We start from the raw sequence: 18,720 nt of genomic DNA on the forward strand, positions 1-18,720 counted from the left end.
TGATGGGGCTTTTTGTTGTCCATACATGACTGACTAAAAACTAGCCAATTTGTAGCAATCTGCTACAATGCGGTTAAGCAAACACAGTTGGAGTCGATCATGGCTAAAGCGCATTCTCCGTTACGACTTGAAAAACAGTTGGTAGAACAAGCCACCTTATCCGGTAAGTTGCTGCACCGTTCGGCTGCAGAGCAGATCGAGTATTGGGCTGATATAGGCCGTACGGTTTCCAGTAAAATGTCGCCCGATGCCTTACTGCAAGTAATTTCGGGGCTGGCTCAAGTAAAAGTTGAACCAGTAGTAACGCCTGTTGTGGATGCCGATCTTTTATTTGGTGAACTTGAAGAAGATCGCCAAAGCGGGGCATTAGCCCAAGGGATCACTCAGAGTGCGGTCAAATACCAAGCATCCGCTGCCTATCCGGGGTTATTAGAGCAGATCGACCACGAAGGTAAAGTAGTGATCGGTTCGTTTCAAAACGGTGCTTTCAAGCCCCATAGCGAGATCAGCAACTAAGCGGTTAGAACAACGACTCTATGAAACAGTTATGGATGCTGGTTGGCGGCAATGGTGCAGGGAAGAGCACCTTCTATCATAAATATCTAGAACCCAAAGGGTTGCCGTTTGTAAACGCCGATATCTTGGCGAAACAGCTCTACTCGGACAACCCAGAGCTGCACAGTTACGAAGCGGCACGCTACGCCGAAATGATGCGTGAAAAGCTCATTGTGGATGGAGCTAACTTCTGCTTCGAAACCGTTTTTTCCCATCCTTCTAAAGTCGACTTTTTGGGTAAAGCCAAAGCCTTTGGTTATCAAATCATCATGGTAGTGATCCATGTTGATGATGTATCCCTTAATCAAGCGCGTGTATCCCAACGGGTTTCAATCGGCGGTCATCATGTGCCGGATGATAAAGTCGCCTCACGAATCCCAAGAACCTTAGATAATGTTCGCTCAGCATTACCCCTGTGTGATCATGTGACCTTTCTTGATAACTCAAGCGCTGAAAACCCCTATGTGCGCCTAGCCACCATCAAGAATCAAGTGGTTACCTTGCATCAAGACCCAATGCCGAATTGGTTAGCGGCTATTTTAAACGACCAATAAAAAAGCCAAGTGGATCAGACTTGGCTTTGGTAATAAGGGTTGTGGTCGTTAGCTTTGATCCGGCTCAAACAAACCTCGCTTCATTACACACTTCACCCAGAACGCCGTGATCAGTCCCAGCACCAGAAGGATCCCGCCAGTGATGCTGTACACGGTGGTTGTCATCTCGGGTGATGGGGAGTTATTCAGCGCGACATAGATCATGGCCGCAATCCCAAGTAGCTGAGGCAATGGGTAGAACGGGGTTCGGTAGGGGCGATCAAAGTGTGGCAGTCGTTTACGCAACACTAAGACATTCACATGCGCGACCATGTATGCCAGCAAATAGCTTGTTGTTGCAGCGATCACTAAGGTGATCAGCGAATCAATATCGACTAACAGGTAAGGAATCGTGGTTAAGACCGCGATCAATAACGTCGCACGCCAAGGCACACCAAATCGGTTTGTCGCTATTAATTGCGGGAAGGCTTGGCCTTGTTCGGCCATGCCATGCAGCATACGCGGGATGGATGCCAGCAGGGTATTCACCGTACTGCAGGTCGCCGCGAGAGCCATGACCGTTGCGATAAACAAGCCACTTTGACCAAAGACGGCGTTTGCGTAATCCAGATACGGGATGGGGGACTCTAATAAGTTCTCAGTCGAAAGGTACATGGAAGCGCCTACGACAAACACCAAAAAGATACTGAAGATCGCAAACAATGACAGCTTCATCGCGCGTGGGATGTTCTGGCTGGGGTTTTTGACCTCCTTGATCATCGGGCAGATAAACTCCACACCGACCATCAGCCACATCGCAAGTGCGACTAAACCAATAAAGCTACCATCGATTACGCCTTCAAACCCCCAGTTCACCGGTGTACCTGTCAGCGTTGGGTGTGGCTCGACAACACCGGTGATCGCAACAAGCCCCATCAAGACCATGGCGCTGATGAGCACCGTGGCCAGCAAGTTCTGGATGCGAGCAAACACATCTGCTCCGATCAGATTGGTTAACACCAACACCGATAAGATCAGTAATGGGACGACTTTTTCGGGTAGAACGCCCGGAAGTAAGGCTTGCAGCATCACATCCACCAAGAACATCTCGGTGGGCATCGCCAATACGGCTACCACAACGTAGCCTGCAAAAACCGCCAGTATCGCCGGGAAATGGCCGATTGCTCGTTGTGTGTACATGGCAAGAGAGCCTTCCTCCGGAAACATCAGGGAGAGTTCCGAAAAGCTCATGGCGTTAAACAACGCAATCACCAACGCCATCACCATTGCAGCAATGAAAGCCATACCGCCAAGCCCTAAGCCTTGTGTGGCGGAGATCATAGCACCCTGAACGATCACCATTCCGACACAAATGGCCATCATGGTGGGCAGTCCAAGCTTCTTTTTAACCTTGTGTCGTGCAGTACCTGTTGCGTTTGTTCGTGTTCCTGCGTGGGTTAACTCACTCATAAACGTACCTCCGATAGATTCGTTTGTTGGTTATAGTCGAGCAAAGGAATAGGGAGATGGATCCACTATTGGGGTGTTCTGTGTCACTAAGTCTGCGGCCAACGTACCTGCAGCGGGGCCTGTACCAAAGCCGTGACCGGAAAACCCCGTGGCAATGGTCAACCCCGGGACAGAGTCAATCCGGTCAATAACGGGGTTTGAATCGGGTGTTACGTCAATTAAGCCTGCCCAGGCTTCCTCAATCTGAGCCGATGCAAAACTTGGCCAAGCACGGCTTAGGTTGTCCAATGCATCTTTATTGAGCGATGCATTGGCGCTTGGGTTATTAATACGGACTTTCTCGTAGGGGGCTTTTTGATCTTCACTCCAGCGCCTTGGTAGGGTGAGGTCTTTAAAAAAGGGTTTGCCAAAGCCGATCTTTAAAAAGTCTCGCTGGGTTTTGAGTTGATCCAGATAGCGATGACCAATCAGTAGGTGATCTAGTAGAAAGGGCGCATCGAGCTTGCCACGTTGGGTGATGATAAAGCCGCCATCTTTATGCTTTCTAAAGGAAAAATCGGGACCGCCAACGGATACATCGGTAGGGCCTTCCATCGGCGTTGTCCGAAGTACCGAGCAGATCAGCGGTAGGGTTGGCAGGTTAATGCCCAAATTACCTAAAAAGCGGCGAGACCAAGCGCCCCCAGCAAGCAGAACCTCTTTGCAGCGGATTTCGCCTTGCTCGGTCACCACCCCCGAGACTCGCCCTGCGGAGAGCGATAACGTCCTAACGGCACAATGCTGGATAAGCGTTGCACCTAGTCCCATCGCTTTTTTTGCCATGGCCGCTGTTGCATGAGTGGGTTCGGCACGACCATCGGAAGGGGTATACACGCCACCAAGCCAATCGCCTTTACCGCCGGGTACTAAGTGGTCGATGTCGGATGGGGTCAGTAGACGGGAGTCCAGATCCATACCATCCACGGAGGCGATCCATTGACGATGTGCCTCAAGCTGGGTCTCCGTATTAGCCAAAAACATAATGCCCGAGGCTTTGTAACCCACCGACTGACTTACGCGCTCTGGCATCGCATGCCATAGTCGATCGGCTGCTTGGGCCAATGGAATATCGGCTTTGTGACGGCTGGTTTTGCGAATCCAACCAAGGTTTCGGGAGGATTGCTCGCATGCGATGTGACCCTTTTCGATTAACACGACCGGAATACCGCGCTCAGCCAAGGTCAGTGCCGCACTGACCCCGACAATCCCGCCGCCAATGATCACGACATCCGTCTCTTTGGGAAGAGTGTCATTCGTGCTTAAACGCTCTAGTAGTTGACTCATACAACGGCCTCAATCAAACCAGTGAGATGATTTGAGCGTTGGCTTTTCCAGCGCCCCGAAAGGCGGTTACTTCAAGCTCGACCTTATATTCAAGCGAGCCTAAAGGCGGGTTGGTGACCGTGGTTGCAGGGTCGATCCCCTTAAACTTGGTACCGATGTGCTCCATGACTTTCCCGGTATCGCTTGGGTTTTGAATAAATACGCGGGATATCACGACATCCGCTAAGGTGGCGTCCACGGCAGCCAGTGCGCGTTCAATGTTGCTAAAGACTTGATCGGTCTGTTCAAGAACGTCATCTGGGATTTGAAGCGTATCGGGGTTGCGGCCAGCCGTGTTGGAAACGAAGATCCAATCGCCTACGGCTACAAGACGTGAGTAGCTCGCGATCTCTTCCAATTTGGAACCTGTTTTTACTTTAACGATGTGAGTCATGGGGTTGTCCTTAAAAATGAAATGATTAAACAAGATGGGTACTAGCGAAGCTCGGGTGTATTCCAAAGGTTTAGGGAGACGCCTATGCCTTTATCAAGGGCATTGCGATACACCACCGTGGCCCAAGCCACGTCCTCAACCGGCATACCGCCAACCGACATGATGATGATTTCGTCATCGTTGTTACGGCCTGGTATCTCACCGGTAACGATTTCGCCGATGTCTTCAAGGTCGTTTGGATCAAGCAGGCCTTCTTCGACCATATCCATAAAACGAACCCCAACCAGAGGAATGATGCAGTGGGCAGGTTTGGGAACCTCCTCGAACCAGGCTTCGTACAGGCCTTTGCTGTCCAGCACTTTGCGCACATCGGCTGCTTCCATCCCCGCATCGAGTTGACAGCTGGCAGGCATAGCGAGAAACGCCCCAGGTTTGACCCATTCCCGCTTCACAATCGGGTAGGTAGATGGGTCGCCAACCTCGCCTGAGTTGCAATAGGTGATGATGTCCGAGCCTTCGGCGACCTCCTGAAGGGTATCGACTACTTGGATGCTGGTAATCTGCGGATAGGTGCTTTTAACCCATTCGATAAAGGCTTCTAAGCTACGAGCGCCGCGGCCTTTTACCTTGATGGTGTCGATGGATGGACGTGCGGCAATAAAGGCCGCAACGGATGTGCGCCCCATCACACCTGGGCCTAGCAAACCGATCACTTTTGCATCTTTCTTGGCTAGGTGTCGTGCGCCCACACCCGGAATAGCGCCGGTACGATAAGCCGACAGTAAGTTGGCCGACATATACGCGAGAGGGGCACCGGTATCGATATCACTTAAAGTGAACATCAAGATAGAGCGCGGTAAGCCTTTCTCGCGGTTAGCGATGTTAGATCCGTACCACTTAACACCGCAGGTTTGAAAATCGCCGCCTAAATAGGCTGGCATCGCCATTAACCGGCGGTCGGCTGTCGGCTTAGGCATGGTGGGAAACGGGGATTCATCGGGAAAGGTGATCATCGCACCGTGTGAATCGCTGTTAGGCCCAGCCATCCGGTAATCACCTTTGTGCAGCAGGGCAAACATCTGCTCCATCGTATCTACGCACAAGGGCATATCTGTAACGCCAGCCTTAATCATGTCTTGCTCAGACAGGTACAGAAAATCGATTTGGGTGTTGGTTGTCATAGCTCACCTTCAACATAGGGCTTGAGAACGAATAACCCGATGTTAAAAGTGAGAAAGCGGGGGCGTATTGAATATTTACGACACGATATCGCCCATCTAAAAAAATGCGCTTGTCGATAAAAGTGGCATAACGGTTGCTATCTGATGTTAAAAACAATGCCAGTAAGCGACTATGACCCACTCGACCGTATTAAGCTCTATCGCCAACATACACTCAAAACAGCCTTGGTTTGTGTTAAGTGCAGATCAGCACTTTGATTTGATGGGGTCGAACCATCACTGCATATCGCACTTTTATAGCTTTAAATCGGCTACTGGGCGCGGGCAAACCTTTGCGGTGCCCGATGGCTGTGTGGACATCGTATTTGATTGCGACCAAGACAACCCGACAGCACGGGTATGCGGTACTACCATTGAGGCTCGGGATGCCCATCTACTGGGGGATCGACGCTACTTTGGTGTTCGTTTTGAACTGGGTGTGATACCGGAGTTTTTAGGCGTAACCGGGCAGGATATTGTTGATCAAGAGATACCGCTTCTCGACCTTGTCCCCGATGCCGAAGCCATGTTTGAAAGCCTGATTAAAGAACCCGAGTTTTTAAGCCGGGTATCGGTGTTTGAGCGTTTCTACCGTGGCCAAATGGCGCGCGCCGCTTCACCACTGACCCAGCAGGTGATCCAAGCCATTTGCCTTAACAAAGGTAATATTCGGATGAGCGATCTAGAGCTTCTTTCAGGCTATTCTATTCGCAGTATTCAACGCCAGTTTCGGGATGATATGGGTATGACGCCCAAAGTCTTTAGTCGAATAATTCGTTGTCAATCAGCGATTTATGGAATAAATCATACAGATCGCATTAACTTTGTAGATTTAGCGTGTGACCTTGGGTTTAGCGATCAACCGCATTTTTTACGCGAGTTTAAAAAGTTAGTAAGCACAACACCGCTGGATTACGTAAACCATATTAAACAAGACACTTACCTCGAACGCATCCGGTATGTGTGATCAAAAATGGTTCATTCGAACCCTCGATTGCAATCTTTTCGAGCAGTTTTACGTTGTTATCTTTGATAACCGGGATTCGGGCCTGTCATCGAAAATGGAGCCAAACGCCGAATACTCCTTGTATGATCTGGCCGCCGATACCCTAGGTTTGGCGGATGCACTTGATTTGGAAACGTTTCACCTAGCCGGGTTTTCAATGGGTGGGAAGTTTTGCGCGTTTTATAATGGTGGAAGGCGGTTGAGTGTTGTGATGATCTTTAAATCGCACCTTCCCTAATGTACGAGATTAAAAAAGCTAAACGCTAATGATTTTCTCACTTCTTTTTAGGACGTGCACTGCTCCGCTACCGTCAGCTACGACTTATCTAAACGCGATAGCCAATCGATAAAGAGCGCGGCTTCAGGCGAGACTTCTTGACCGCTGTAGCGGACTAAATAAAAAGATTCGCTTGCAGGCACCCGGTGGCTAAACGGGGCTACGAGCTGGCCATTAGCGAGTAAATCTTCCACCATGGAGGAGCGAGCTAAGGCGACACCGACACCCAACTCGGCCAGCCGCAATGAGGCAAGTAATGTGTCCAATTGCATGCCACGGGATGGGTCGACTGTTTCTTCGTTCATCATAGAAAGCCAATATCCCCAGCCTTCTTCATAACCCATTACATGGAGTAGGGTGTGGTTGGCTAAATCAGCGGTGGTGTGGATAGGTTGTTGTGCGAGCAACTCAGCAGAGCAGACTGGGAACAGAGTATCCCAGCTTAGGCGTTGTGAGGTATGCCCTGGCCATTTGCCGTTTCCCCAACGGATTTCCATATCATCATCGGCGTCGCTGTCTTTGACCCACAAAGTACTGATATAGCGGATGTCGATGTGTGGGTAGAGCGCTTGGAATGCCGGGAGCCTTGGCGCTAACCAATGTACGAAGAAGGATAAACTTCCTCTAATTTTAACAGGCGTGCGCTGATCTTGGCTAAATAGCTCGCTGGTTCCTGCGGCTAGCCGGGAGATGGAGTCTTGCACGACGGGTAAATACGACAAGCCTTCGTCGGTCAGCTTTAGGCCGCGAGGTAAGCGCTTGAACAAAGCAACGCCGAGGTGCCGCTCCAGTAAGCGGATCTGCTGGCTAACAGCGCCTTGCGTTAAGTGAAGCTCTTGGGCTGCTTTGGTAAAATTTAAGCAGCGCGCCGAGACTTCGAAGGTGCGTAGCCAATTGAGAGGAGGTAACGCTTTTTGGTTCATGGACATGTGTTAAGGGCGCTGCAAAGTACGTTAGGTGGCTTTCTGCCCTTAGAGTACCTGACCCAAAAAGCGTTGCAAGCGTGGATGTCGCGAACTGAAAAAACGTTCGGGAGTTTCTTCTAGTATCAGTTCGCCTTCTTCCATAAAAACGACTCTATCGGCGACTTCCTTCGCAAAGTTCATCTCGTGAGTGACCACAACCATGGTCATTCCGTCGTTGGCCAAGCCTTTCATAACATCTAGTACTTCACCCACCATTTCAGGGTCTAATGCGCTGGTAGGCTCATCAAAGAGCATGATTTTAGGGCGCATCGCCAAAGCGCGTGCAATGGCGACGCGCTGTTGTTGTCCGCCAGATAAGCGTGACGGATAGTTGTCCATTCGGTCGGCCAGACCCACACGGGTAAGCAGTTCGCGGGCATGTTGCTCGGCTTCATCTTGGCGCTCTTTAAGGACTTTGATTGGCGACATCATAACGTTGCCTAACGCCGTTTTATGCGGAAATAAATTAAACTGCTGAAAGACCATGCCAACATCTTTACGTACGTGGTTAATGTTGGTCTTTTTATCCGTTAAGTTGACTCCATCCATCACAATCGAGCCAGAAGAAATAGTCTCTAACTGATTAAGTGTCCGTAAAAAGGTGGATTTTCCCGATCCGCTAGGGCCTATGATGACCACCACTTCACCGGGTATGACATCCAGTGATACCTGCTTTAAGGCATGGCAGCCGTTCGGGTAGGATTTATCAACCTGGCGTGCTTTGATGATGGGTTTTGGATTAGTCACTGGCGGCTAACCTCTTCTCTAAACGCTGAATAGCCCAGGATAAGCCACCGGTCACTACCAAATATAAGGCAGCAATGGTGAACCAAACTTCGAATGGCGCAAAGCTGCCACTTACTACTTCTCGCCCAGCCTTTGTGAGGTCGGTAATTGAAATAACTGAGACCAGCGAGGAGTCTTTAATGAGGTTAATAAACTGCCCGGCCAATGGGGGTAAGGTGCGCTTAATGGCTTGCGGCATAATTACGTTAACCATGGCTTGCAGGTAGTTCATCCCCAAGGAACGCGCGGCTTCCATCTGTCCTACGGGCACAGCTTGTATGCCAGCACGTACGATTTCCGCTACATAAGCCCCAGTAAAGATAGATAGCGCAGCCACACCTGCCGTAAAGCGATCTAAATCAAATACGGTACCGATAAAGAAGTACACAATAAATATCTGAACCAGTAAGGGGGTACCCCGAATCACTTCTACGTATGTAACGGCTAGATTGCGCAGTACTTGTAAATGCGAGACACGCATTAAGCCAAAGACCACACCTAATAGAATTGAAAAAATTAAGGAGATAAAAGATATTTTAATCGTAACCCAAAGCCCCTCAGCAATAGGGCCAAATCGCCAGCCTTCTATTCGGGCTAGGGTGTCGCCTTGGAAGATGAGGTCCCCATCCATTACGACTAAGCGATCGAAGTGCGTTACGATTTGAGGATCTGTGCCTACGTCAGGTTGAATGATGAGCTTGGATTGCCCTTCAATGACGGCCGTTCCATCGGTAGCGGCTATGATGTCTTGTGGCTCGGTATTAATAATATAAGGCCACAAACGATCCCAGTGCCAGTTGTAGTTGATACGCTGGCCGGAAAAATACACACCAAAGATAAGTACAGCCATGATGAGTGCATAGAGGCCATGGCCTAGCCAGCGGTTTGTTGAAGATTGCATACTGTCTCTTAAATAACAAAAAGAGCCTAGGGTCAGTAGGCTCTTATTTAGGTGGCGAAAGTGTAGCGTTTACTGGATGCTATCTACCCAGCTATCAGACTCAAACCACTTTTTATACATACGATCATAAGTGCCATCTTTCTTGATCTGAACTAGGTAGTTGTTCAAAAAGTTAAGGAAGTTAGGGTCATCTTTACGAATTGCCATACCAATTGGCTCGTACGTGAAGGATTCAGCTAAATGCGCAACACGATCTTTGTTTTGTGAAGCGTACAATGCATTGTAAGGTAAGTCATAAACAAAGGCATCTGCTTTGCCGTTGGCTACTTGTAATACGGCATCGGCAGAGGTCTCAAACAAGTCTAATGTCGCTTTTGGTAGGTGTTTTTTAGCGGCTTCAGCACCTGTTGTGCCAATCTGCGATGAGATGCGGTATTTAGCATCGTTTAAATCACGATAGCTGGTAATTTCACCTTTTAGCGCGGGATTGATAATAACGGTTTGTCCGATTTCGATATACGGATCAGTAAACATTACTTTTAAGTTGCGCTGAGCCGTGACCGTCATGCCACCAATAATGATGTCGCATTTGCCTGTTTGCAGGGCAGGGATGATGCCATCCCATGCTGTATTTACAGGCACAAACTTGACGTCCATTGAGCGCGCCATGTGTTTAGCGATATCAATATCAAAACCTATGAAGCGGCCGTCTTTTGTTTTCATTTCGAACGGGATGTAACCCGCTTCAAAACAAACCTTAAGTTCATTGCTTGAAAGGATGTTGTCTATGGCTGAGTTTGCAGCGTTGGCAGCAGAAGTGGCAATAAGAGTGCTTGCAAGCGCTAAACCGGTAAATACTTTTTTAAAACTAGGTTTCATGTGTTTCCTTATCCAATCGCTAGGCATATCGATGTTTAGATCAGTGTAGGTCGCAGAGCTGGCTATCTGGCCAAACAGAATAGGGCATACAATATAAACAAGAGCGCCGGTTAGGAGTAACTATGATATCTACCTCTAAGACCCTGTTTTTTTAATGGATAGGCGTCAGTATGATGATGAATTCACTATTATATGCGTATTTGTCGGGTAATTTTTTATTATCTCCTTTAATTTTTTATGGCTTCGTCGTTAAAATGGGCAAAATTTTTAAGCTGATGGATAAACAATATGCATACGGTAACAATCCTTGATGGTGGTATGGGTCGTGAACTCGCACGTTTGGGGGCGCCTTTTAAGCAACCCGAATGGTCTGCGCTGGCGATGATGGAAGCACCAGAGATTGTAAAAGAGGTACATAAATCGTTTATCGCGGCGGGCTCACGTGTCATTACGACTAACAGTTATTCGTTGGTGCCGTTCCATATCGGCGAAGAGGTGTTTAAGGCTCGTGCGGCTCAGTTAGCTCGGGATTCTGCCCGAGTGGCAAATGAAGCGGTTGCTGAAAGTGGCCAAGCGGTGCGTGTGGCTGGCTCTTTGGCTCCTTTATTTGGCTCTTACCGGGCCGATCTTTATCAACCAGAGCAGGTAGATGATATTGCGCGTCCGTTGATTAATGCTCTGAATGATCATGTCGATCTTTGGCTTAATGAGACACAGAGCTTGATATCTGAGTCATTAGCAATGAAGGCGCTAGTTAATGAGATTGATACCCAGAAAAAGCCGTATTGGGTGTCGTTTACACTAGAAGATGCTTTCGAAACAGCGGAGCCTTGCTTGCGCTCTGGTGAAACGGTAGCCGATGCAGTGTTGGCAATGGCAAACGCGGGTGTTGATGCCATTTTGTTTAACTGCAGCCAGCCTGAGATTATCGCCGATGCTATTGATGTAGCCAACCTTGTGTTAACAGGTTTGCAGCGGAAGATTCAGATAGGCGCTTATGCGAATGCGTTCCCTCCTCAACCAAAAGACGCGACGGCCAACGAAGGGTTAGATGAATTACGTGCGGATTTAACTCCCGATAGCTATCTCGTGTGGGCAAAAAAATGGCAGCAGCAGGGCGCTTCATTAATAGGGGGGTGTTGTGGTATTGGGCCAGATCATATCAAAGCCCTAGCGCAAAACCTGTAACGCTGGTAGGTGGCTTGTGTGCCCCATAAATAGTTTGTTGTGGGGCTGTATTACAGGCGCTTCGTTGACCGTGCGCCGCATAATATTTCGACGCTTTAGGTAAGGTGCGATTTAAAGGTCGTCACGACTTTCAACCACCTTCTATCGATATAAAACGCGTAAACTTCCCTGTTTTCGGTACTAAAAAGTGACACGATTAATCGTGCCACCGTATGCATATTCGTGTATTACTTGATCAATATTATACCCCCACCAAACGCTTGATAGATGCCTACCAGCCGATCAAAGGTTTGCTGTTCAAGTACAGCCAGTTGATCTCGACTTCTTAGCAGTTCGCGTTCGGCATCTAAAAGATCCAAAAACTCACCACTCCCGGCCTCGTAGCGTTGTCGTGCAATCGACACGGCTTTTTCGCTCGCCATACGCTGCTTTTGAGTGATTAACTCCTGCTGGCGGCTTAGGTTGTAGCTTTTAAGGCTTAACGTCATTTCGTTAAGCCCATCAAACACACTTTGCTGAAACTCCGCTAAGGCCATTCGCGCGCTGGCTTTGGATGACTGAATACGCGCTTGTACTGAGCCTAAGTCCGCTAACTGCCAGCTTAAGGTAGGTGCGATTGACCAGCTCTCGGTTGTGCTGTTAACCGTAAAACCTGGACTTGATAAAAAGCCTAGAAAACCGCGTACCGATACGTTTGGGTAAAGGTCAGCCGTGGCAACACCAATGTTGGCGGTGGCGGCCGCTAAAGCGCGCTCGCTACTTGCGATGTCAGCTCGAAAGCGCAGGTAGTTTTTGCTTTGCACTAATGCAGCAGGACTGCCCAATGTAGGAAGGGCGGATTCATCCGTTAAACTGAGTTCTTCTGATGTGGTTGCGAGCAAGGAGGCCAAGGTAGACTTGGCCGATGCCAGTTGGCTTTCAAAGCCTGGGATACTGGCTTCGACCTCATGCAGTTGGGCGTTCACTCTGGCCAACTCTAGCTCTGAGGCCATCCCCGCATCTAAACGCGCCAACACGATGTCGCGGCTTTGATGAAGGTTATCGACATTTTGACGCGCAACCTTCAATCTAAGCTCGGCTCCACGGTATGCGCCATAGCTTGTGGCCACTTGGCTGATGATCGAGAGTTGCGCATCTTGCCAAAGAATATCCGCTTGTTCGGCATTGGCAAGAGCGGCTTCTTTGGCACGTCTTAGTTTGCCAAACAGATCGATATCCCAGCTTAGGTTTGCGCCGGTTTGATACCCACGGTTTATCAGATCATCGTCCGCAGGGTCCAAAGTGCTGTTCTCATACGCTTGGTAGCCGGTATCAAGAGTGCCTGAAGGGCGGGTGTCATTGGCTTGATCCTTAAACAGCGCATAAGCCCGATCCACATTGGCGCTGGCTTGCGCCAAGCTTCTGTTTTCAGATAAAGCGATTTCGATTAAATGATTCAAGGTTGGGTCGTTAAACGCTCTCCACCAATTAAGCGCTGTTTCTGCTTGCTGATACGGCTGCTCGATGGCGATCGATTTAACTTGATCTGGCGCGATGTAATCCGGCCCTACCGCACACGCGGTTAGGGTCGAGATCAGCACACTCAGCGTACTTACTTTGATGAGCACAGGTAAACGCGTTTTCATGATGGTACTCCGTCCGTGTGGGCCGGTTTTTGGGTGCCTGTATCGGTGTCCCGCTTAGCCAGCACGTAATAGAAGAGTGGGGTTAGGATCAAACCAAATATCGTGACGCCAATCATGCCCGAGAACACGGCAACGCCCATGGCTTGTCGCATCTCGGAACCTGCACCGCTTGAGTACACCATGGGCACGACACCCATAATGAATGCGATGGAGGTCATCAGAATAGGGCGTAGACGCAGTCGTCCGGCTTCTAGAATCGCTTCTAATCTGGATCGGCCGTGGTCTTGAAGCTCCTTGGCAAACTCCACAATTAAGATGGCGTTTTTGGTCGCAAGCCCCACCAGTACGACTAATCCGATTTGAGTAAAGATGTTGTTATCGCCCCCATAGATGAGCACACCCACCAATGCGGATAACAAGGTCATAGGAATGATCAGGATGATCGCGAGGGGCAAGCTTAGGCTTTCATACTGGGCGGCTAGCACCATGAACACCAAGATGATGACCAATGGATAGATAAACATACCGGCATTACCCGCTAGGATTTGCTGATAGGTCAGTTCCGTCCACTCGTAGGTCATACCATTCGGGAGCGTTTCAGCCAGTATCTTTTCGATCGCCGCTTGCGCTTCACCTGTACTGAACCCGGGTGCCGGGCCACCGTTGATCTCGGCCGTAGTAAAGCCGTTGTAATGCATAACCCGGTCGGGGCCTGCAGCGTTGGATACGTTGATAAACGAACCAAGTGGAATCATCTCACCGGCTTGGTTACGTACTTTAAGTTGGTTGATCTGCTCCGGTGTTTGGCGAAACGCTTCATCGGCCTGAACATTAACCTGATAAGTACGCCCAAACTGGTTAAAGTCATTCACATAAACAGAGCCCATGTAGGCTTGCAGGGTGGCGAACAGCTCATCCAAAGAGACGTTTTGTTGTTTGGCTTTGGTGCGATCTATATCAAGGTCCAGTTGCGGAACATTGACCTGATAGCTGGAAAACACCCCCGCTAATTCTGGGGTCGCCCACGCTTTTTGCATCACCTGCATAGAGACGTTGTACAACTCCTCATAGCCGTAGTTTGCCCGGTCCTGTATTTGTAGGCGAAAGCCGCCAATGGTGCCCAAACCCATGACCGGGGGCGGCGGGAAAATCGCAATAAAGGCATCTTCGATACCAGCAAACTTTTGGTTCAGTTCGGCGGCGATCGCTTGGGCCGATAATGTTGGGTCGGTGCGATCGGCAAAGTCGGTTAATGATGTAAAGACAATCCCGCTGTTGGGGCTGTTCGTAAAACCGTTGATGCTGAGGCCCGGAAACGCAATGGAGTGCGATACCCCAGGGTGCTCCAACGCGATGTGGGACATCTCTCGGATGACGGCATCGGTACGCTCCAGTGAGGCGGCATCTGGTAACTGTGCAAAGGCGATCAAGTACTGTTTATCTTGACCGGGCACGTACCCCGTTGGGGTGTTATTGAATTGATAGCCTGTCAGTGCGACCAAACCAATATACAAAAGCCCCATCAGCGCGCCAAAACGGATCACCTTTTTAACCAAGAACCCATAGCCGTGTGATAGTGCACTGAAAAAACGGTTAAACGGGCCAAACAACCAGCGGCCAAATAACGCATCCATCAAGCGGGTGAGCCAGTCTTTTTTCGCATCGTGACCTTTTAACAACAGTGCCGATAAAGCCGGGCTCAGCGTTAACGAGTTAATGGCCGAAATAAAGGTCGAAATCGTGATGGTCAGAGCAAACTGTTTATAGAACTGACCTGTTAAGCCCGACATAAAGGCCGTAGGGACAAACACCGCCGCTAACACCAAGGTGGTGGCAACGATTGGCCCCGTTACTTCGGTCATCGCTTTTTGCGTGGCCGCAATCGGGGAGAGCCCCTCTTCGATGTTACGTTCCACGTTTTCAACCACGACGATGGCATCATCGACCACAATCCCGATCGCAAGGACTAAACCAAACAAGGATAGGGCGTTTAGCGAGAACCCCATCAAATGCATGAACGCAAAGGTACCGACAAGGGATACTGGGACGGCCACCAATGGAATGATGGAGGCACGCCAAGTTTGCAAAAACAGGACAACAACGATGACCACCAAGAGGATGGCTTCAAACAGTGTTTTTACGACCGCCTCGATCGAGCCACGGACAAACACGGTTGGGTCATAGACGATATCGTAACTGATCCCTTCGGGGAAGGATTCCGAAAGCTCCGCCATTTTGGCGCGCACATCGTCCGAGATCTGAATGGCGTTGGAGCCCGATGCTTGGAAAATCGGAATGGCTACCGCTTCTTTGTTATCCAAAAGCGAGCGTAACGCGTAGGTGGATGAGCCAAGCTCTACACGAGCAATCTCTTTAAGGCGCGTGACTTCACCATTTTGACCCACATTGACGATGATGTTTTCAAACTCATCCACTTGGGCTAAACGGCCTTTAACATTGATCAAAAGTTGAAAATCAGATTCACCACTTGGTTGTGCGCCTAAGCTGCCTGCTGCCGCTTGCTGATTCTGTTCACGAATTGCGGCAATGACATCGGTGGGGGATAAACCCAGCGCCGCAACCTTGTTGGGGTCTAGCCAGACACGCATACTGTATTCGCCTGCACCGAACAAGCGAACCGCTCCAACACCTTCAATGCGTGCTAATTCATCTTTAACATTCAGCGCCGCATAGTTAGAGAGGTAGAGCATATCGTAACGATCATCAGGAGACGTTAAATGCACCACCATGGTTAAATCCGGCGAGGATTTTTCCGTTGTAACGCCCAAACGCTGGACCTCTTCGGGTAACCGAGGGCGGGCGCGGTCGACGCGGCTTTGAACCTGCGTCTGAGCCAAATCAACATCGGTACCAATCGCAAAGGTGATGGTTAACGTCATGCGCCCATCGGAGGTAGCCTGTGAAGACATATACAGCATGTCTTCTACGCCGTTGATCTCTTGCTCAAGCGGGGAAGCCACGGTTTCAGCAATGACTTTTGGGTTAGCGCCTGGGTAGTTTGCTGTTACAACAACGGTTGGCGGCACCACTTCTGGGTATTCGGTGATGGGCAACTGCCACACCGCTATCGCACCGCCGATAAAGAACAGCAGCGACAGCACGGCCGCAAAAATGGGCCTTTTGATGAAAAATTGGGAAAGCATAGTGTGTCCTTGTCGGTAAGATTAGCCGCGTGTGTCGGTTAAAGCGGTGGCACTGCTCAGTTCTTCACTGACGCGTTCAAGGCTTTGTTGCTCGGCTTTGATCGAGGAGATCGTCTCTTCGGTGGTCATGTTCGACATCTTGGGCTGGATCTGCATGGCTGGGCGCACGCGTTGAAGGCCATTGATGACGATTACATCGTTAGGAGATAGGCCTTGGGTAACAACCCGAAGCCCATGCAGTGTTTCACCTAACGTGATAGGGCGGTATTGCAGCGTATTTTGATCATCAACCACCAATACATACTTGTTATTGAGGTCCGTACCGATCGCTTTGTTATCGATTAAAATGCCATCGTAACTGTTGCTACTGGCCAGCTTAACGCGTGCAAATAAGCCGGGGATCAACTGCTGAGTGCTGTTATCGAACCGCGCACGAACCCGGATCGTCCCCGTTTGCTGATCAATCTGATTATCAACAAAGTCGATATGACCGATAAAAGGGTAATCAACGCCGTTAGCAAGGCCCATATACACGGGGTTGGAGCCATCGCGTGTATCACTGCGCTGACCGGTACTCGCCAGTTGGTTGTATTTCAGGTAAGTCTGCTCATCGAGATCAAAGTAAGCGTACATCGAATCGGTTGAAACAACGCGGGTCAGCTCGGTGACACCTGCGGTTACATAGTTACCCTCGGTCGATAGTGCGTAGGAAACGCGTCCATCGATCGGGGCAACGACCTGTGTGTATTCCACCTCCAACTGCGCTCTTGATAGCGCGGCTTGTACCGATGTTAATTGCGCCGCCGTTTGTTGCTTTTGCGCAAGGCGGTTGTCGAGTGATTCGCTTGAAATCGCACGGGATTTACTCAGTTTTTCAGCACGTTCATAGTCGTGTCGGGCCAATTGAGCCGCCGCTTTGGCATTAAGAAGGTCGCCTTTTAAGCGCTTTACTTCGGTATCAAACGGCTGCGAATCAATCACGAACAGCACATCGCCTTTTTTGACTAAAGCCCCTTCTTTGAACATCACTTTGTCGATGTAACCGGATACACGGGGCACAAGGCTCACCGTTTGCGGCGCTTGTAGACGGCCCGTGAACTCATCCCATTCGGTGATGCGCTCGTGTACCACAGGCGCGACCGTGACTTCTGGAGGTGGCGGGGCGACGGAGGCTTGCTGATCGGCTGAGTTAGGGGTGCACGCTGAGAGCATCACCGTAGATAAACTGATCAGCGTAAGATGTTTTAAAGCTGTTGGGGTACGCATGATGATGGTCTCCTTGTACATGCTGTGGTTAATCATTGAACAAATCATGGACAGTGGATGATTTGTTTTGTACCGTTCGGTAAGAATATGGGCGCGTAGATTGAGATACAATTCAATTCTGTACCGATTGGTAATAAAATTAATGAACACTGTATGTCACTCATGCAACGAAGCGTGTAAGTGACTGATTTATTGGGTTTTAGTTAAGGATGTTTGAGGGCGATCTTCCGTTTTGAAAAAGTAAGCTTAAGGCATGTGCTGAACTTGGTCCGTTAGAGGAAGACTAAAGGCACACTGTGTCAGAAGCTGTCAGTAGAAAGATCGTTATGTTGCACAGTGTAAGAAATGAGACGCTAGCCGTTAATGCCAAAACCTAACCGATGATTGCCTAATCCTCTAAAGCGCTATCCATCCAAGTGTCTGCTCTTTAAGATGCGATTGCGCTAGAATAAGAAAGTATCGAACTTGGAGAGAAAATCTATGCCTCAATCCATATGCTCACACGTAGGAAGACCCCGTGGCTTTGATAAGGACGTTGCCTTAGAAAAAGCGCTCGAAGTTTTCTGGCGTAAAGGCTATGACGGGGCATCCTTGGCCGATCTTACCGAAGCGATGGGCATCAACAAGCCAAGTCTGTATTCCGCCTTTGGTAATAAAGACCAGCTCTTTTTGAAAGCCATAGAAGCGTACGAGAATCGTCCCTGCGCGTTTTTTGATCCATCTCTTCAGGAAGCCACCGCCTATAAAGTCGTTGAGTCGATGCTGTTTGGTGCGGCAGCCAATTTTACTGAACAAGAACACCCCAAAGGTTGCTTGATTGTGCAAGGCGCACTGTCCTGCAGTGAAACCGCGCAATCGGTGCGTGAAGCGCTGGTGGCCAAACGGCAGGAAGGGGAGACCCGTTTAAGAGTTCGCCTTGAAGAGGCTCAGCAACGTGGCGAAATTGAAGCCGATGTCGATGTGTGCACTTTAGCCCGTTACATCGGCACGGTACTGCAAGGGATGGCGATTCAGGCGAATAACGGCGCCAGCACGGATGATTTGATGGACGTAGCTAAAATGACGCTCGCCACTTTACCCGGGTTACCAAAACCGGCCTAAAGAGCCTTACCTGCCTTAAACTCCGTTG

At 49.6% G+C, this 18,720-nt stretch carries 17 protein-coding genes; 6 read left to right on the forward strand and 11 right to left on the reverse strand.

What is annotated here, in order from left to right; genetic code table 11:
• Positions 1 to 99: 99 nt before the first annotated feature.
• A complete protein-coding gene (locus ACXAF9_RS07095; RefSeq protein ID WP_475072214.1) occupies positions 100 to 516 on the forward strand; it encodes a TA system antitoxin ParD family protein in 417 nt (138 codons plus the stop codon).
• A 20-nt stretch (positions 517 to 536) separates the two neighbouring features.
• Positions 537 to 1,109 (forward strand): ATPase, encoded by a 573-nt coding sequence (locus tag ACXAF9_RS07100; protein ID WP_475072216.1) that lies wholly within the window; start codon positions 537 to 539, stop codon positions 1,107 to 1,109.
• 48 nt (positions 1,110 to 1,157) lie between these two features.
• Here the strand turns inward: ACXAF9_RS07100 and ACXAF9_RS07105 are convergent, their stop codons facing one another.
• Genes ACXAF9_RS07105 through ACXAF9_RS07120 form a run of 4 tightly spaced genes read right to left on the reverse strand, consistent with a single transcriptional unit; the run spans position 1,158 to position 5,495 of the window.
• Positions 1,158 to 2,558: an APC family permease gene (locus tag ACXAF9_RS07105; protein ID WP_475072220.1), complete on the reverse strand. Its 1,401-nt coding sequence runs from the start codon at positions 2,556 to 2,558 to the stop codon at positions 1,158 to 1,160.
• A 30-nt stretch (positions 2,559 to 2,588) separates the two neighbouring features.
• Positions 2,589 to 3,881: an NAD(P)/FAD-dependent oxidoreductase gene (locus ACXAF9_RS07110; protein WP_475072223.1), complete on the reverse strand. Its 1,293-nt coding sequence runs from the start codon at positions 3,879 to 3,881 to the stop codon at positions 2,589 to 2,591.
• Between the two features lie 13 nt (positions 3,882 to 3,894).
• Positions 3,895 to 4,314: a RidA family protein gene (locus ACXAF9_RS07115; protein ID WP_475072225.1), complete on the reverse strand. Its 420-nt coding sequence runs from the start codon at positions 4,312 to 4,314 to the stop codon at positions 3,895 to 3,897.
• A 41-nt stretch (positions 4,315 to 4,355) separates the two neighbouring features.
• Positions 4,356 to 5,495, reverse strand: a complete 1,140-nt coding sequence (locus tag ACXAF9_RS07120) for a tyramine oxidase subunit B (protein ID WP_475072227.1) — start codon at positions 5,493 to 5,495, stop codon at positions 4,356 to 4,358.
• Between the two features lie 172 nt (positions 5,496 to 5,667).
• On the opposite strand from ACXAF9_RS07120, the gene ACXAF9_RS07125 reads away from it, so the two are divergent.
• Positions 5,668 to 6,501: an AraC family transcriptional regulator gene (locus ACXAF9_RS07125; RefSeq protein WP_475072230.1), complete on the forward strand. Its 834-nt coding sequence runs from the start codon at positions 5,668 to 5,670 to the stop codon at positions 6,499 to 6,501.
• A complete protein-coding gene (locus ACXAF9_RS07130; RefSeq protein ID WP_475072233.1) occupies positions 6,494 to 6,778 on the forward strand; it encodes an alpha/beta fold hydrolase in 285 nt (94 codons plus the stop codon). The genes ACXAF9_RS07125 and ACXAF9_RS07130 overlap by 8 nt, the downstream gene beginning before the upstream one ends.
• Before the next feature lie 77 nt (positions 6,779 to 6,855).
• Here the strand turns inward: ACXAF9_RS07130 and ACXAF9_RS07135 are convergent, their stop codons facing one another.
• The 4 genes from ACXAF9_RS07135 to ACXAF9_RS07150 all read right to left on the reverse strand — a co-directional run bounded on the left by ACXAF9_RS07135 (position 6,856) and on the right by ACXAF9_RS07150 (position 10,348).
• Positions 6,856 to 7,746, reverse strand: coding sequence for a LysR substrate-binding domain-containing protein (locus ACXAF9_RS07135; protein ID WP_475072235.1), 891 nt, complete (start codon positions 7,744 to 7,746; stop codon positions 6,856 to 6,858).
• Between the two features lie 42 nt (positions 7,747 to 7,788).
• The gene (locus ACXAF9_RS07140; RefSeq protein ID WP_475072237.1) at positions 7,789 to 8,529 is read right to left on the reverse strand and encodes an amino acid ABC transporter ATP-binding protein; all 741 of its coding nucleotides are present in this window, start codon (positions 8,527 to 8,529) and stop codon (positions 7,789 to 7,791) included.
• Complete coding sequence (locus ACXAF9_RS07145; protein ID WP_475072239.1) at positions 8,522 to 9,469, reverse strand: amino acid ABC transporter permease; 948 nt, start codon at positions 9,467 to 9,469, stop codon at positions 8,522 to 8,524. Before ACXAF9_RS07145 ends, ACXAF9_RS07140 begins: the two co-directional genes overlap by 8 nt.
• 69 nt (positions 9,470 to 9,538) lie before the next feature.
• A complete protein-coding gene (locus tag ACXAF9_RS07150) occupies positions 9,539 to 10,348 on the reverse strand; it encodes a transporter substrate-binding domain-containing protein (RefSeq protein ID WP_475072240.1) in 810 nt (269 codons plus the stop codon).
• Between the two features lie 288 nt (positions 10,349 to 10,636).
• Here ACXAF9_RS07150 and ACXAF9_RS07155 point away from each other — a divergent pair, with 288 nt between their 5' ends.
• Complete coding sequence (locus ACXAF9_RS07155; RefSeq protein WP_475072242.1) at positions 10,637 to 11,536, forward strand: homocysteine S-methyltransferase family protein; 900 nt, start codon at positions 10,637 to 10,639, stop codon at positions 11,534 to 11,536.
• 227 nt (positions 11,537 to 11,763) lie between these two features.
• Here the strand turns inward: ACXAF9_RS07155 and ACXAF9_RS07160 are convergent, their stop codons facing one another.
• From ACXAF9_RS07160 to ACXAF9_RS07170, 3 genes are read right to left on the reverse strand one after another with little or no spacing between them, the layout of a single operon-like run.
• Positions 11,764 to 13,161, reverse strand: a complete 1,398-nt coding sequence (locus tag ACXAF9_RS07160; RefSeq protein ID WP_475072245.1) for an efflux transporter outer membrane subunit — start codon at positions 13,159 to 13,161, stop codon at positions 11,764 to 11,766.
• Positions 13,158 to 16,325 (reverse strand): efflux RND transporter permease subunit, encoded by a 3,168-nt coding sequence (locus ACXAF9_RS07165; protein WP_475072247.1) that lies wholly within the window; start codon positions 16,323 to 16,325, stop codon positions 13,158 to 13,160. Before ACXAF9_RS07165 ends, ACXAF9_RS07160 begins: the two co-directional genes overlap by 4 nt.
• A 21-nt stretch (positions 16,326 to 16,346) precedes the next feature.
• Positions 16,347 to 17,591: an efflux RND transporter periplasmic adaptor subunit gene (locus ACXAF9_RS07170; RefSeq protein ID WP_475072249.1), complete on the reverse strand. Its 1,245-nt coding sequence runs from the start codon at positions 17,589 to 17,591 to the stop codon at positions 16,347 to 16,349.
• Between the two features lie 480 nt (positions 17,592 to 18,071).
• On the opposite strand from ACXAF9_RS07170, the gene ACXAF9_RS07175 reads away from it, so the two are divergent.
• Entirely contained in the window at positions 18,072 to 18,692 is a 621-nt protein-coding gene (locus ACXAF9_RS07175) for a TetR/AcrR family transcriptional regulator (protein ID WP_475072252.1), read from the forward strand.
• Positions 18,693 to 18,720: the final 28 nt, after the last annotated feature.

This window comes from Neptunomonas sp. ABH4_499, from assembly GCF_056160565.1.

Coding starts and splice junctions, on each gene's coding strand:
- ACXAF9_RS07160 (WP_475072245.1), bottom strand. CDS start 13,161: ATGAAAACGCGTTTACCTGTGCTCATCAAAGTAAGTACGCTGAGTGTG.
- ACXAF9_RS07135 (WP_475072235.1), bottom strand. CDS start 7,746: ATGTCCATGAACCAAAAAGCGTTACCTCCTCTCAATTGGCTACGCACC.
- ACXAF9_RS07110 (WP_475072223.1), bottom strand. CDS start 3,881: ATGAGTCAACTACTAGAGCGTTTAAGCACGAATGACACTCTTCCCAAA.
- ACXAF9_RS07105 (WP_475072220.1), bottom strand. CDS start 2,558: ATGAGTGAGTTAACCCACGCAGGAACACGAACAAACGCAACAGGTACT.
- ACXAF9_RS07115 (WP_475072225.1), bottom strand. CDS start 4,314: ATGACTCACATCGTTAAAGTAAAAACAGGTTCCAAATTGGAAGAGATC.
- ACXAF9_RS07145 (WP_475072239.1), bottom strand. CDS start 9,469: ATGCAATCTTCAACAAACCGCTGGCTAGGCCATGGCCTCTATGCACTC.
- ACXAF9_RS07130 (WP_475072233.1), top strand. CDS start 6,494: ATGTGTGATCAAAAATGGTTCATTCGAACCCTCGATTGCAATCTTTTC.
- ACXAF9_RS07165 (WP_475072247.1), bottom strand. CDS start 16,325: ATGCTTTCCCAATTTTTCATCAAAAGGCCCATTTTTGCGGCCGTGCTG.
- ACXAF9_RS07170 (WP_475072249.1), bottom strand. CDS start 17,591: ATGCGTACCCCAACAGCTTTAAAACATCTTACGCTGATCAGTTTATCT.
- ACXAF9_RS07100 (WP_475072216.1), top strand. CDS start 537: ATGAAACAGTTATGGATGCTGGTTGGCGGCAATGGTGCAGGGAAGAGC.
- ACXAF9_RS07155 (WP_475072242.1), top strand. CDS start 10,637: ATGCATACGGTAACAATCCTTGATGGTGGTATGGGTCGTGAACTCGCA.
- ACXAF9_RS07095 (WP_475072214.1), top strand. CDS start 100: ATGGCTAAAGCGCATTCTCCGTTACGACTTGAAAAACAGTTGGTAGAA.
- ACXAF9_RS07120 (WP_475072227.1), bottom strand. CDS start 5,495: ATGACAACCAACACCCAAATCGATTTTCTGTACCTGTCTGAGCAAGAC.
- ACXAF9_RS07150 (WP_475072240.1), bottom strand. CDS start 10,348: ATGAAACCTAGTTTTAAAAAAGTATTTACCGGTTTAGCGCTTGCAAGC.
- ACXAF9_RS07175 (WP_475072252.1), top strand. CDS start 18,072: ATGCCTCAATCCATATGCTCACACGTAGGAAGACCCCGTGGCTTTGAT.
- ACXAF9_RS07125 (WP_475072230.1), top strand. CDS start 5,668: ATGACCCACTCGACCGTATTAAGCTCTATCGCCAACATACACTCAAAA.